Raw genomic sequence first — 14,219 nt, 5'->3', positions numbered from 1 at the left:
GATGCCCGACCGGCGGCCGTTCGAGCCGGCCGGCCGGGGCCTTTCACCGCCGCCTGGTCATTCGACCAGTACCGCGCTCCAAGCGCGCGCCACGGCGGCCTTCTCGACCGAGTTGGCGCCGTACAGATCCGAAGCCGCGCGGATCGACGCGACCCGGGCATTCGGATAGGTCGAGTTGCCGTTCAGGTACAGCGTGAGCGTGCGGTACCAGATCTTGCCGGCCTTGTCGCGCCCGATGCCCGCCACGCCCGTGTCGCCGTTGCACACCAGGTCGTTCTTCGTAAGGCGGGTGTCGGTCGATGGCACCACGGCGCCTTCGGCCAGCAGGTAGAAGAAACGATTGCCGACCCCCGAGGTGAGGTGAGGGTCGTGCCTCGGGTTCACGAGCACGCTCTTGAAGCCGCCTTGCGGATAGCACACGTACGAGCGCCCATCGACATCCTGCTTGTACATCTTGCGCAGGCCCGAGGCCAGGATGCGCGCGCCGATGACGTAGTTGCCCGGATCGTTCGCGTTGTTCGCGTGGTACTTGACCAGGGTGCCGAAGATGTCGGAGTTCGCTTCGTTCAAGCCGCCCGCATCGCGCGAATACGCAAGGTTCGCGGTGGCCTGGTTCACGCCGTGGCTCATCTCGTGCCCGGCGACGTCGATGGACACCACGGGCCTGGGCAGCGAGGTGCCTGCCTGCCCGTCGCCGTAGACCATCATCCGGTACTCGCCGATCCATGCGGCATTGGCGCCGGTGATGCTGCCGTCCTGGTTGGTGAACAACACGTGCGCGTAGCTCTGCACGCCCTGGCCGTCGTTGAAGATGCCGTTGCGGCCGTGCACGAGCTTGTAGTAGTCCCAGGTCTTGGCCAGCCCATAGTTGATGTCGACCGCAACGGTCTTGCGGTCCGTGACGGCGCCGTTGCCCCACTTGTTGTCGGGGCTGGTGAACGGGGCCAGGTCAGGTGCATCGAACAGGTCCGTGTACACCGAGTCGCGGCCATCGATCACCTCGCCGCCGCCGCGCGTCGGATCGACCATGCGATAGGCGTTGTTGCCGGTCTGGTCGGTGGTGATCTGCAGCTCGCCGTAGTACAGCGATTTCCCCGCGCCCGTGGCGGCCGCGGTGTGCACCAGGTCTTCTGCGTCCAGCAGCTTGCCGTCCGCTGCGTTGACGTAGTACGCCACGGCGCTTCCATGCGCCGCGGTGGCCCTGCCGTAGATGCGGACCTCGTAGGCCAGCACCGGCTTCTCGTCGCGGGCGAAGACCACCAGCTCGGGCGTGCCGTACCGCGTCACCGCGCTCGCGAAGCGCTCGCCCGCAATCTGCCTGGCGCGCTCGGCGCCGATGTCGGGTGCGTTCTGGATGACGGTGCGCCCATCGACCCTGGCCAGCGTCTCGGGCAGGCGTATCGGGCTGCCCTGTGTCAGGCTGGACTGCGTCAGCTGCCCCCGCACCGAATGCACGACCACGTCGCCGCCGATCACGCGCAGCCCGTTGTGAAAACGGTCGAAGCGCACATGCTCGGTGCCGTCCTTGTCCACGGTCACGTCGCGCGGCTTGAACTGGTCGCCCTCGGCGGGCGCTGCCGCGCTGCCGGCCGCGCCCTGGAAGTCCAGCGATCGGCGTGTGCGATTGGAACTGGGGGCGGGCGTCGCGACGCTGAAGCTCGACGGGTTGCTCTGGATCAACCCCAGCGCGCGGTCGATCGCCGCCTGCTTGCCCGGGTCCGCATCCGCGGCAAAGGCGCCATGCCCCGCCAACGCCAACACTGCGACAACGACAACTTTGAATCTGGTTTTCATAGGCATTCCACAAAAGGTGATGTAAGGGATAGACACATACCGGCCGGCCGACGCTTGTGACGCCGGCGAATGGCCGCGTGGATTACAGCGGGGATCGCATGCAGCGTCGATACGGGGGAAGTAGTCGATTCCGCGCTATTTCTTCGCCGGCGTTTTCGGCCTGCAAACCTTCGGATTGCAATGAGCGAAAACTGATTAGCACGCCGCACCCCCGGCAAAACCCCAAGTCCGTTGGTCATCGAAATACCAGTACCCCGGCGCGCGTGTACGCGGGGTCGGGCCTTCGCTGCCTACGCTTCGTCACCCTCACAAAGAAGTCAAGGAGACGAGCAGATGACCCACCGAAACACCCGCCGCACCACCGCTGGCGCACTGCTGCTGGCGGCATTGGCCGCAGCCGGCCACGTTCAAGCCCAGCAGGCATGCAAGGACGATGTGCGCGTCCTCTCCCAGCCGCGCGACGGTCTCACCCTGCTCGAAAAGTACAAGGACGAGTTCAAGGCGCTGAGCGGTGCCTCGTTCACCATCGACAACCTCAACGAGAACGACCGCCGCACCAAGACGCGCGCCGATGCCTCCACCGTCGGCAAGTACAACGTGTACTACGTCGACGAGGCCAACGTGCCCTTGTTCGCGCAGTCCAAGTGGATCGTGCCGCTCGCCAAGTACTACCCGGCCGACTACGACTACGCCGACTTCGACCCGGGCCGCCAGAAGGTCGCGACCTTCGGGGGCGAGACATGGTTCGCGCCGGTCACCGGTGGTGGCGACCTGCTGGTCTACCGCAAGGACCTGCTCGAGAAGGCCGGCGTCAAGCCGCCCACCACGCTCGACGAGTTCGTTGCCGCCGCGAAGAAGCTCAACGACCCGGCCAACGGCATCTACGGCGTGGCGCTGCGCGGCCAGCGCGGCTCGGGCGCCAACGTGTGGCGCTGGATGCCGTTCTTCCGCGGCTATGGCGGCCAGTGGTTCGACGGCGACAAGCCGGTCTTCAATTCGCCCGCCGCGCTGAAGGCCACGCAGACCTACCTGGAGCTCTTCAAGTACTCGGCGCCCGGCACCAAGACCGGCAGCTGGGACGAATCCACCGGCGCCTTCCTCGCGGGCAAGGTCGCGCTGCTGGTCGAGTCGACGCCGCTCGCCGGCAATGCGCTCGACCCCAAGACCTCGACCGTGATCGGCAAGGTGGCCTACCTGCCGCCGCCCACGCCGCTGACCGGCGGCGGCTACGGCCACGGCCTCGCGATCGGCACCAAGGCCAACAAGACCGAAGAGGCGAAGAAGTGCGCGGGCCTGTTCATCGCCTGGGCCACCTCGAAGAAGCAGGAGCAGCGCCGTCTTGCCGAAGGCCAGTTCAGCGAACTCAACCGCACCAGCGTGCTGGGCAGTCCCGAGTTCGCCAAGCGCTACGGCGCCGATCTCGGCAAGGCCCTGGCCGACACCGGCAAGGTGACCGCGGTGAACTTCTGGCAGGACCCGGCATGGCCCGACCTCGGCGATCGCTGGGGGATCATTCTCGAAGAGCTGGTCACCGGTTCGCGCACCGACATCCAGGGCGGGCTCGATGAACTCGAGGCCTATGCGAAGCAGCTGATCGCACGGCGCAAGAAGTGAAGCAGACGCGAAGCAACAAGACCAGGCTGCCGGTCGTCTTCATCGGACCGGGCCTGCTGGTGCTGGCGGTCCTCGCGCTGGTACCGACGATCTTCGCGATCGTCATCTCGCTGCAGGACCGGGAACTGGGCCAGGCCGATGCCGGCTGGGTCTGGTTTTCGAACTACGTGCAGCTGTTCTCCGACCGGCGCTTCCTGAACTCGGTGAGCGTTTCGCTCATCTGGGAGGTGCTGACGGTCACCTCGACGATGGCCGTCGCGGTGCTGTTGGGTGTGCTGCTGTTCCAGAACACCACACCGCGCTGGCGCAATGCGCTGTGCATGCTGTTCATCGTGCCGGTGCTGCTGCCGCGTGTGTCGGCAGCCTTTGTCTGGAAGTTCGCGTTCCATCCGTTGTTCGGCCTGCTGACTTACCCGTATAAGGCGATCACGGGTGAGCCGCTGGACCTGCTGGCCAATCCGCTCACGGCGCTGCTCACCGTGGCTTTCGTCGATGTGTGGCAGTGGGGCCTGTTCTTCGCGGTCATCGTGCTCAAGCTGCTCGAAACCCTGCCGCCGCAACCCTTCGAGGCCGCGCGCATGGACCATGCGAAGACCTGGGAGGTCTACGCCTACGTCGCATTGCCGATGCTCAAGGCGCCGCTCATCAGCCTCACCTTCGTGAAGATGGTCGAGTCGCTGCGGGCCTTCGACCTGATCTATGTGATGACGCGCGGCGGCCCGGGCATTTCGACCGAGACGCTCGACATGTACGCCTTCTCGCAGGGCTTCATCGAGTCGGGCCGCATCTCGTACGCATCGAGCATGGCGGTGCTGATGATGGTCGCGTCGACCGTGGCCTTCACCTACATCTGGAAATGGACGAGGCCCTCGTCATGAAAAAGCAATCGTCTCTTTCCGCCGGCACGCTGCTCGCGCGGCTGGTGCTCATCGTCGCGGGCCTCTCCGCGCTGGTGCCCGTTCTCTGGACCTTCATCAATTCGTTCAAGAACCGGGTCGACATCGTCTCGGCCGTGCCGAAGTTCATCTTCACGCCCACGCTGGAGAACTACGCCTATGTGCTGGGGCGCGAGGCCGTGGCGCAGGGGCTCATCAACTCGATCCTCGTGGTCGGCGCGGCCGTCGTCATCGGCGCGGTGCTGGGCTTGCCGGCCGCGTATGCGCTCGCCCGCTATCCGCTGCGCTGGGCCGACGACATCCAGTTCTTCGTGCTGTCGATGCGCTTCCTGCCACCGGTGGCGGTGGCCATTCCGCTCATGGTCATCTGGCTTCAGCTGGAGCTGTACGACACGCGCTTCGCGCTCATCGTCACCTACACGCTGCTCACGCTCTCCACCGTGATCTGGCTCGCCATTCCGGCGTTCAAGGCGGTGCCCAAGGAGGTGGAAGAGGCGGGCAAAGTCGATGGCTACGGGCCCTACGCGATCTTCTTTCGCGTGTCGCTGCCGATTGCCGCGCGCTCCCTCATCGGCGCCATCGCCTTCGGCTTCGTTCTGGTGTGGAACGAATTCCTCATCGCGCTGATGCTCACCACCTCCGACGCCAAGACGCTGCCCATCGTTGCCTCCGAACTCAGCCAATTGGGGCGCGACGTGCCCTGGGGCATTCTGAATGCCTCGGTCATCCTGCTGTCGGTGCCGCCGCTCTTGATGGTCGGTGTGCTCAGCGGTTTTCTCAATGCCGCGTTCAAGCGCAAGCGGGAGGCCACATGAGCCGCATCACCTTCTTTTCTCCAGAACAAAAAATGTCTGCAATCAGCTGTCACAACATCATCAAGCGCTACGGGGAAACGCAGGTCGTCCACGCGTTCGACCTCGACGTGGCCGACAACGAGTTCGTCGTGTTTCTTGGCCCCTCGGGCTGCGGCAAGTCGACCATCCTGCGCATGCTCGCGGGCCTGGAAGACATCAGCGGCGGCGACCTGCGCATCGGCGGCCGGCGCGTCAACGACCTGCCGCCGCAGGAGCGCGGCATTGCCATGGTGTTCCAGAACTACGCGCTCTACCCGCACATGACCGTGCGCGACAACATCGCCTTCGGTCTCAAGCGGTTGAAGGTGCCCAAGGCCGAGATCGACAGCCGCATCAAGGAGGTGTCGGACACCCTGGGCCTGGAGCGCTACCTGCAGCGCAAGCCCACCGAGCTCTCGGGCGGCCAGCAGCAGCGCGTGGCCATTGCGCGCGCGATGATCAAGACGCCCAAGGTGTTCCTGTTCGACGAGCCGCTGTCGAACCTCGACGCCAAGCTGCGCAACCACATGCGCATCGAGATCGCGAAGCTGCACCAGACGCTCAAGACCACCACCGTCTACGTCACCCACGACCAGCACGAGGCGATGACGCTGGCCGACCGCATCGTGCTGCTGCGCGACGGGCGCATCGAGCAGGTCGGCTCGCCCAAGGAAATCTTCGAGCGTCCGCGCTCGGCCTTCGTGGCCGGCTTCATCGGCACGCCGCCGATGAACCTGGTGGAGATGTCGGTCAAGGATGCCGGCAGCCATTTCGAACTGAGCGGACGAGGCGGTGTCGTGCATGTGAATGCGCGCCGGTTCGCGCTCGAAGGCCGCGAGCGCGTGACGCTGGGCATCCGTCCCGCCCACCTGCAGGTGGATATGAACGGAGGCCGCGACGGCGGCTTCTCCGGCGAGGTGCAGCTCATCGAATACCTCGGCAACGAAGTGCTGGTGAGCTTCGGCGAGGACGACAACGAAATCTCCGCACTCATGCCCTCGGCCCAGAGCCCGCGCTTGCACGAGCGCGTGAGCTTCGTGGCCGATCCGCAGCAGGTGCATCTGTTCGACATCGACACCGGCGCATCGCTGCGCATCGACAGCACCCCCTCGCATTGAACACCGACAACCGAAACACACTCTCGAGCGAAAGAAAACGGAAATGAAAGCACTGGTCCTGGAAAAGGCGCACGAACTCACGCTGCGCGACGTCGACCTTCCCCTGCACATGGGACCGCGCGACGTGAAGATCCGCATGCACACCGTGGGTGTCTGCGGCAGCGACGTCCACTACTACCAGCACGGCGGCATCGGCCCTTTCGTGGTCAACGAGCCGATGATCCTCGGCCACGAGGCCTCCGGCGTGGTCGCCGAGGTGGGCGCCGAAGTCACGCACCTGAAGCCCGGCGACCGCGTCTGCATGGAGCCCGGCATTCCCGAGATGGATTCGCGCGCCACCCGCGAAGGCATCTACAACCTCGACCCCGCCGTGCGCTTCTGGGCCACGCCGCCGATCCACGGCTGCCTCACGCCCTTCGTGGTGCACCCGGCGGCCTTCACCTTCCGCATGCCCGACAACGTGAGTTTCGGAGAGGGCGCCATCGTCGAGCCGCTGGCCATCGGCCTGCAGGCCGCGAAGAAGGCCGCGCTGAAGCCGGGCGACGTGGCGGTGGTCATCGGCGCCGGCACCATCGGTGCGATGACCGCATTGGCGGCACTGGCCGGCGGTGCAGCGCGCGTGATCCTCGCGGACCTCGTGCCCGAGAAGCTGGCCCTCTTTGCCGACAACCCGGCCGTGACGACGGTGAATGTGCGCGACACGAACCTCGCCGAAACCGTGAAGGCGCTCACCGACGGCTGGGGCGCGAACGTCGTCTTCGAAGCCAGCGGCAGCACCCGCGCCTACGACGGCATCTTCGAGCTGCCGTGCCCGGGGGGCTGCGTGGTGATCGTGGGCTGCCCGCCCGCCAAGGTCGCGTTCGACATCGTCGCGATCCAGGCGAAGGAACTGCGCATCGAGTCGGTGTTCCGCTACGCCAACATCTTTCCGCGCGCGCTCGCGTTGATTGCCTCGGGCCAGGTGAACGTGAAGCCCTTCATCTCGCGCACCTTCGCGTTCGAGAACGGCATCCAGGCCTTCGAGGAGGCGGCGGCGGGGCGGGCGAGCGACGTGAAGATCCAGATCGAGTTTCCGGCCTCTTCGGTGGTCTGAGTCGGTTCGGCGCCCTCTGCCCAGAGGGAGCGGGGCAAGGGGAAACGCTGGGAGGCGCTCCGGCGATGCGCGGCTACAGTGGCTGCGCTTTGCCACTCGCAGCCTCATTGCCCCATGCCCTTGCCGTTTCGCAACGTCGTCCTCACCGGAGCCTGTGGTGGCCTCGGCCAGGCACTGGCGCGCGAGCTGATCGATGGCGGCGCGCAGGTGGCGCTGGTCGGGCTCGACGCGGCGAAGCTCGATGCGCTCGCTGCGCTGGCACCTGGGCGATGCGCGGTCTACACGCCCGATGTGTCGAACAGCGTCGCGATGCAGTCCATGGCCATCGACTGGATGGCCAGGGCCGGCGTGCCGGACCTCGTGATTGCCAATGCAGGCGTGGCGGGGGGCTTCGACACCGCCGAGGCCGACGACCTCGCGGTGCTGCGCCGCATGCTGGAGATCAACCTGCTCGGCGCGGCCACCACCTTCCAGCCTTTCGTGAAGCCGATGCGTGCGCAGCGACGTGGCGCATTGGTCGGCGTGGCCAGCATTGCAGGCTGGCGCGGCATGCCGGGCAACGGCGCCTACTGCGCGAGCAAGGCGGGGCTGATCCGCTATCTCGAAAGCCTGCGTGCCGAGTTGCGCGAGACAGGCATCACGGTGCACACGATCAGCCCGGGCTACATCCGCACCGCCTTGACTGCGGGCAACCGTTTCGCGATGCCGGGCCTGCTCGAAGCCGACGAGGCCGCGCACCAACTGCTTGCCGGCGTGCGTGCAGGTCGCGAACAGATCGTGCTGCCGCGCCGCATCGGCTGGCTCTCGAAGTTGCTGAACCTGCTGCCCGAGAAACTGCACGACCGCGTGCTGCGCGGGCAGCCGCGCAAACCGCGCGTGGGCGAAGCGGGGGCCACAGCCATTCCAGGCCTTTCCGAAAAACATCCACCCACCTGATGGCAGACAACACGCCCACCCACGAGAAGATCGCCCTCATCGGCGCCGGCCCTTCCGGCCTGGCCGGGGCGCGCAACCTGCAGAAGCACGGCGTTCCGTTTCAAGGCTTCGAGGGGCACAGCGATGTGGGCGGGCTGTGGGACATCGACAACCCACGCTCCACGGTCTATCACTCGGCGCACCTGATCTCGAGCAAGCGCACCACCGAGTTCGCCGAGTTCCCGATGGCCGACACGGTGGCCGACTATCCGAGTCACCGCGAGCTGCGCCGCTACTTCAGCGATTTCGCCGACTGCTTCGGCCTACGGGAACACTTCCGCTTCAACACGCGCGTGCTGCGCGTGGAGCCGGTGAGCGATGCGCCGGACACGCGGTGGCGCGTGACCATCGACACCGGGGCGGGAGGCGCCGAGACCGCCGAATACAAGGGTGTGGTCATCGCCAACGGCACGCTCGCCGAACCCAAGCGCCCGCAGTTCGAAGGCCACTTCGATGGCGAACTGCTGCACACCAGCGACTACAAGCACCCCGAGCTCTTCAAGGACAAGCGCGTGCTTATCGTCGGCGCGGGCAACTCGGGCTGCGACATCGCGGTCGACGCGGTGCACTACGCGAAGAGCGTCGACATCTCGGTGCGGCGCGGCTACTACTTCGTGCCGAAGTACGTGTTCGGCAAGCCGGCCGACACGCTCGGCGGCAAGCGGCCGTTGCCGCCGTGGCTCAAGCAACGGGTCGATGCGACGGTGCTCAAGTGGTTCACCGGCGACCCGGTGCGCTTCGGGTTTCCGAAGCCCGACTACCGGATGTACGAGTCGCACCCCATCGTGAATTCGCTGGTGCTGCATCACGTGGGGCATGGCGACATCGGTGTGCGCGGCGACATCGCGCGGCTCCACGGGCACACGGTGCACTTCAAGGACGGCAGCGCGCGCGACTACGACCTGATCCTGGCCGCGACCGGCTACGCGCTGCACTATCCGTTCATCGACCGCGACCTGCTCAACTGGCAGGGCATGGCACCGCGCCTGTATCTCAACATCTTCTCGCCGCGCTTCGAGAGCATCGGCGTGCTCGGGATGATCGAGGCGAGCGGCATCGGCTGGCAGGGGCGCTACGAGCAGGCCGAACTGCTGGCGCGCTACTTCCGCGCGAGAGCCGACGGATCGCCCAAGGCCGAGGCGCTGCGCGCGGCGGTACAGGGGCCGCCGCCCGATCTGTCGGGCGGCTACAAGTACCTGCAGCTCGAACGCATGGCGTACTACGTGCACAAAGACACCTACCGCGCGGCGGTGCGCAGTGCCTCGGCGGCGCTGGCCGATCCACGCTGAACGAGGCCACCACTTTCATGCTGCCCGTCGACGAAATCCGCCTTCACTTCAATCCTGCCTCGCTGGTGCTGCTCAACGTGGTGCTGGGCTTCTTGATGTTCGGCATTGCGCTGGACACGCGCATCGACGATTTCAAGCGCGTGGCGCGCATGCCGGGCGCGATGGCGGTGGGCATCGGCGCGCAGTTCATCGTGCTGCCGGCCGTGACCTTCGCGCTCACGCTGATCCTGAAGCCGGGGCCGAGCATCGCGCTGGGCATGATCCTGGTGGCCTGCTGCCCGCCGGGGAACATCTCGCAGATCCTCACGCACCGTGCGGGCGGCAATGTGGCGCTGTCGGTGTCGATGACGGCGATCTCGAATGCGCTGTCCATCGTCGTCATGCCGCTGAACTTCGCGTTCTGGGGCGGGCTGCATCCGACGGCCTCGGCGCTGCTCAAGACGATTGCGCTGGACCCGCTCGACATGCTGGGCCACATCGTGATGATCATCGGCATTCCGTTCGTGCTGGGCGTGGCCTGCGCGCACCAGCTGCCGCGACTCACCGCACGCATCAAGAAGCCGGCGCGCATCCTGAGCTTTCTCGCGCTGATCGCTTTCATCGTCGGTGCCATTGCGGGCAACTGGCGCTACTTTCTCGACTACGTGGGGCTGGTGCTGCTGGCGGTGGTGATCCACGATGCGCTGGCCTTCGGCACGGGCTACCTGTGCGCGCGGCTCTCGGGGCTGGGCGACTACGACCGGCGGGCGGTGTCGATCGAGGTGGGCATCCGCAACGCGGGGCTCGGGCTGGTGCTGATCTTCAGCTTCTTCGGCGGGCTCGGCGGCATGGCGGTGGTGGCTGGCGTGTGGGGGTTCTGGGACATCATCGCGGGCCTCGCGCTCGCAAGCTGGTGGGGGCGCAAGCCCGCGACGCCATGAATGCGCGCCGCGTGCTCGTGACGGGGGGCGATGGGTTTCTTGGGCGCGGCGTGTTGGCTGCGCTGACGGGAAAGTCCCTCGACGTGCTCGTGGCGCTTGACGTGCGCGAAGTGCCGGCGGAGCGGCAACTGGCGGGCGTGGTCTATCGCCAGCAGGATGTGCGCGATGCGGGCATCGGCGGCACGTTGGCTGAATACGCGATCGACACGGTCGTGCACCTGGCTTCCATCGTCACGCCGGGCAAGGACTCGAACCGCGCCTTCGAGCATTCGGTCGATGTGGGCGGCACGCGCAATGTGCTCGAAGCCTGCGTGGCGCAGGGTGTGCGGCACATCGTGGTGTCGTCCAGCGGCGCGGCCTACGGCTATCACGCGGACAACCCGGCCTGGATGACCGAGGAGCAGCCGCTGCGGGGCAATCCGGTGTTCGCGTACGCCGATCACAAGCGTCAGGTGGAGGAGATGCTGGCGGACTATCGCGAGAAACACCCCGCGCTCGCGCAAACGGTGCTGCGCATCGGCACCATCCTCGGCGAGCGGGTCGACAACCAGATCACCGCGCTGTTCGAGAAGAAGCGGCTCATCGCGATCCGTGGCAGCGCGAGCCCGTTCGTGTTCGTGTGGGACGAGGACGTGACGGGCGCCATCGCGCACGCGTTGGACGATGCACCGGCCGGTTGCTACAACCTCGCGGGCGACGGCGCGCTCACCATCCACGAGATCGCATCGCGCCTGGGCAAGCAGGCGACGGACTGGCCGGCCGGTGTGCTCGAGGCTGCGCTCGCTGTGGGCTCTGCGTTGGGCGTCAGCCGCTACGGACCGGAGCAGCTCGACTTTCTGCGCTATCGGCCGGTGCTGCTCAACACGGCGCTGAAAGAGCGCTTCGGCTATGTGCCGCGAAAGACCAGCAGCGAGGCTTTCGATGCCTTCGTCGCGGCGCGTGCGCGGCAGGGGCGGCCGGTCACTTCTTCTTCGTAGCTTCTTGCACCGGCGCGATCAGGTGCTCGAGCATGCGCCGCGCATTGATCGGCAGATCTTCCGACGAGCGCACGCAAGCCATCAGCGTGCGTTCGGCCCAGGCATCGGCGAGCGAGGCGCGCGCGATCTTCATCGAGCGGGCGCAGCGCTCGGCCGCGGTCTGCGGCACGATGCCCACGCCGATGCCGTACTCGACCATTCGGCACACCGCCTCGAAGTTGCGCACGCGCACGCGGTAGGCCAGGTGCTTGCCTAGGGCGCGCACATGCTGCGTGACCAGCTGCTGCAGCGCGCTGTCCGCGGGCAGGCCGACGAATTCGTTGTCGACCACTTCGGCCAGCTTCACGCGTCGGCGCCCGGCCAGCGCATGGCCGCGCGGCATCACGAGCACGAGGTCGTCGCGGCGGAAGGGATGGCATTCGAGGCCCTCGGAATCGATCGCGTCCGAGACGATGCCGATGTCGCACAGGCCCGCGCGCAGCGCATCGACGGTGTCGGGGCTCGGGCGCTCTTCGAGGTCGACCGAGATGCGCGGATGCTCCGCGAGAAAGCGGCTCAGCACTTCGGGCAAGTGCTCGGTCAGCGCCGAGGTGCCGCACATGAAGCGCACGTGGCCCTTCAGGCCCTGTCCGTATTCGCCGAGTTCGCCGCGCAGCCGCTCCATCTGCTGCAGCACGACGCGCGCATGGTGCAGCAGCGTACGGCCGGCCTCGGTGGGGCGCACACCCTGCGCGTGGCGGGTGAGCAGCGGGCTGCCGAGCGCATCTTCCATGCCGCGCACGCGCTGGCTGGCCGAGGCGAGCGTCATGTGCGAGCGCTCGGCCCCGGCCGTGAGGCTGCCAGCCTCGACGACGTGGATGAAGAGCTTGAGGTCGGTGAGATCGAATCGCATGATGGGCCGCAAGGTAGCACGCGAGCCTCAGCCTGTGCCTGAGGCTGGGTGCGCGAATGCCGCATTTTCGAGCGCTTGGCCGGTCGGCAGACTCGGCGGCAATGACGATCTTTTCCAACGAACTGACGGCGGGCCACTGGGCCGCGGCTGCCGCCGTATTTCTTCTGGCCGGGGTGATCAAGGGCGTGATCGGGCTCGGGCTGCCGACGGTGTCGATGGCGCTGCTCGCGCTGTGGATGCCACCGGTGCGGGCCGCGGCGTTGCTGATCGTGCCGTCGCTCGTCACCAACATCTGGCAGACCGGGCCGCGCGCGAGCTTCGGGGCGGTGCTGCGGCGCATCGGCGGCATGCAGGCGGGGATCGTGGTGGGGACGCTGGGCGGCGCGCTGTGGCTCGGCGCGCCGGGGGGCGCGTGGGCATCGGTGGCGCTCGGCGTGGCGCTGGTGGCCTATGCGCTCTGGGGGCTCACCGGACGGCAGCTGCATGCGCCCGAGGCGCACGAATGGTGGCTGGGGCCGCTGGTGGGTGTGGCGACCGGGCTGGTGACGGCGGTGACCGGCGTGTTCGCGGTGCCGGCCGTGCCCTATATGCAGGCGCTGGGCTTCCAGCGCGATTCGCTGATTCAGGCGATGGGGATTTCGTTCACCACCTCGACCATCGTGCTGGGCGTCGGGCTGGCGAGCAACGGTGGCTATCCGATGGCGGCGGTGGGCAGCTCGGTCGCGATGCTGGTGCCGGCGATCGGCGGCATGGTGATCGGGACGTGGCTGCGGCAGAAGCTGCCGGTGGCGGTGTTCAAGCGCTGCTTCCTGATCGGGCTGGCGCTGCTGGGCGGGTACATGACGGTTCGCGCCATCGCCTGACCCGGCGACCGGTCAATCAGGCGACGGACAGCAGGGCGGCGCGCACGCGCTCGATGGTCTGGCGATAGGGCAGGGCGAAATCGTCGAGGGCGTCGTCGGCACCGAGCCAGCGGAAGGAAAACACCAGGCCTTCTTCTTCAGGGCTGCCCGTGGCCATGTGCTCGAAAGTCTCGGGCAGCGGGCCCTCGGCGCGCATCAGGAACAGGTGCCACAGCTGCGGGTGGCGGTGCGTGTTGCCCTCGACACCGGCCTCGCATTCGCGGTCCAGCGTGCCGAGCGGTTGCAGCGCGCCCGTGAAGTCGATGCCCGATTCCTCGAGCAGTTCGCGCCGCACCGCCACCTCGGGCGATTCGCCGGGCTCGATGGTGCCCTTGGGCAGTTGCGTATTGCCGTCCCCGGGGTGGCGGAACACCAGCAGCCGGCCCCGTGCGTCGACCAGGCAGGCGCAGGCCTTGAGGATCGGATCGGAGGGGCTGGCGCTGTTGTCGCTCATCAGGCGCCCGTCAAGGCGGCCTTGACCGCTGCGCTGACCTGGCCCATGTCGGCCTTGCCGGCCAGGCGGGTCTTGACCACGCCCATCACCTTGCCCATGTCGCCGGGGCCGCTGGCGCCCAGCTCGGCCACGATGGCCTTGACTGCGGCCACGGTTTCATCGGCGCTCATGCGCTGGGGCAGGTAGACCTCGAGCACCTTGATCTCGGCGGCTTCCTTGTCGGCCAGGTCGGCGCGGCCGCCGGTGGTGAACGCGGCGATGGAGTCCTTGCGCTGCTTGACCATCTTGTCGACGATGGCCACGACCATGGCGTCGTCCAGTTCCACGCGCTCGTCGACTTCCTTCTGCTTCAGGGCGGCGAGCAGGAGGCGGATGGTGCCCAGGCGTTCGGAGTCCTTGGCGCGCATCGCCGTCTTCATGTCTTCGGTGATCTGTTCTTTGAGTGTCATTCGTCAGCCTTTC

The 14,219-nt window shown here is 67.0% G+C and carries 14 protein-coding genes; 10 read left to right on the top strand and 4 right to left on the bottom strand.

Annotated features, from left to right (window positions below; all coding sequences use genetic code 11):
- Nucleotides 1-57 precede the first annotated feature (57 nt).
- A complete protein-coding gene (locus GNX71_RS22080; RefSeq protein ID WP_206174394.1) occupies nt 58-1,794 on the bottom strand; it encodes a M4 family metallopeptidase in 1,737 nt (578 codons plus the stop codon).
- Between the two features lie 333 nt (nt 1,795-2,127).
- Between GNX71_RS22080 and GNX71_RS22075 the strand changes: the two genes are divergently transcribed.
- From GNX71_RS22075 to GNX71_RS22035, 9 genes are all read left to right on the top strand, one after another.
- Nucleotides 2,128-3,408, top strand: a complete 1,281-nt coding sequence (locus tag GNX71_RS22075; protein ID WP_206174393.1) for a sugar ABC transporter substrate-binding protein — start codon at nt 2,128-2,130, stop codon at nt 3,406-3,408.
- The gene (locus GNX71_RS22070) at nt 3,405-4,286 is read left to right on the top strand and encodes a sugar ABC transporter permease (protein WP_206174392.1); all 882 of its coding nucleotides are present in this window, start codon (nt 3,405-3,407) and stop codon (nt 4,284-4,286) included. The genes GNX71_RS22075 and GNX71_RS22070 overlap by 4 nt, the downstream gene beginning before the upstream one ends.
- Nucleotides 4,283-5,119: a carbohydrate ABC transporter permease gene (locus GNX71_RS22065; RefSeq protein WP_241027018.1), complete on the top strand. Its 837-nt coding sequence runs from the start codon at nt 4,283-4,285 to the stop codon at nt 5,117-5,119. Before GNX71_RS22070 ends, GNX71_RS22065 begins: the two co-directional genes overlap by 4 nt.
- A 32-nt stretch (nt 5,120-5,151) precedes the next feature.
- Complete coding sequence (ugpC, locus tag GNX71_RS22060) at nt 5,152-6,255, top strand: sn-glycerol-3-phosphate ABC transporter ATP-binding protein UgpC (RefSeq protein WP_241027017.1); 1,104 nt, start codon at nt 5,152-5,154, stop codon at nt 6,253-6,255.
- 43 nt (nt 6,256-6,298) lie between these two features.
- Nucleotides 6,299-7,348 carry an NAD(P)-dependent alcohol dehydrogenase gene (locus GNX71_RS22055; RefSeq protein WP_206174390.1) on the top strand — a complete coding sequence of 350 codons (1,050 nt, stop codon included), beginning with the start codon at nt 6,299-6,301 and terminating at the stop codon, nt 7,346-7,348.
- Between the two features lie 114 nt (nt 7,349-7,462).
- Entirely contained in the window at nt 7,463-8,284 is an 822-nt protein-coding gene (locus GNX71_RS22050; protein WP_206174389.1) for an SDR family oxidoreductase, read from the top strand.
- Nucleotides 8,284-9,612 (top strand): NAD(P)-binding domain-containing protein, encoded by a 1,329-nt coding sequence (locus GNX71_RS22045; protein WP_206174388.1) that lies wholly within the window; start codon nt 8,284-8,286, stop codon nt 9,610-9,612. Before GNX71_RS22050 ends, GNX71_RS22045 begins: the two co-directional genes overlap by 1 nt.
- A gap of 17 nt (nt 9,613-9,629) precedes the next feature.
- Nucleotides 9,630-10,532, top strand: a complete 903-nt coding sequence (locus GNX71_RS22040) for a bile acid:sodium symporter family protein (RefSeq protein ID WP_206174387.1) — start codon at nt 9,630-9,632, stop codon at nt 10,530-10,532.
- Nucleotides 10,529-11,509, top strand: coding sequence for an SDR family oxidoreductase (locus tag GNX71_RS22035; RefSeq protein ID WP_206174386.1), 981 nt, complete (start codon nt 10,529-10,531; stop codon nt 11,507-11,509). The genes GNX71_RS22040 and GNX71_RS22035 overlap by 4 nt, the downstream gene beginning before the upstream one ends.
- On the opposite strand, the gene GNX71_RS22030 is transcribed toward GNX71_RS22035, so the two are convergent.
- Nucleotides 11,493-12,401, bottom strand: a complete 909-nt coding sequence (locus GNX71_RS22030; RefSeq protein WP_206174385.1) for a LysR family transcriptional regulator — start codon at nt 12,399-12,401, stop codon at nt 11,493-11,495. The genes GNX71_RS22035 and GNX71_RS22030 overlap by 17 nt on opposite strands.
- A gap of 101 nt (nt 12,402-12,502) precedes the next feature.
- On the opposite strand from GNX71_RS22030, the gene GNX71_RS22025 reads away from it, so the two are divergent.
- Entirely contained in the window at nt 12,503-13,264 is a 762-nt protein-coding gene (locus GNX71_RS22025; RefSeq protein ID WP_206174384.1) for a sulfite exporter TauE/SafE family protein, read from the top strand.
- 16 nt (nt 13,265-13,280) lie between these two features.
- Here the strand turns inward: GNX71_RS22025 and GNX71_RS22020 are convergent, their stop codons facing one another.
- Entirely contained in the window at nt 13,281-13,757 is a 477-nt protein-coding gene (locus GNX71_RS22020) for an NUDIX domain-containing protein (protein ID WP_206174383.1), read from the bottom strand.
- Nucleotides 13,757-14,206 carry a GatB/YqeY domain-containing protein gene (locus GNX71_RS22015; RefSeq protein WP_206174382.1) on the bottom strand — a complete coding sequence of 150 codons (450 nt, stop codon included), beginning with the start codon at nt 14,204-14,206 and terminating at the stop codon, nt 13,757-13,759. The genes GNX71_RS22020 and GNX71_RS22015 overlap by 1 nt, the downstream gene beginning before the upstream one ends.
- Nucleotides 14,207-14,219: the final 13 nt, after the last annotated feature.

Origin of the sequence: Variovorax sp. RKNM96 (assembly GCF_017161115.1) — a bacterium.
Lineage (GTDB): Bacteria > Pseudomonadota > Gammaproteobacteria > Burkholderiales > Burkholderiaceae_C > Variovorax.
The sequence above is the reverse complement of the archived record's forward strand: the minus strand, read 5'-3'. Positions and strand labels throughout refer to the sequence as shown.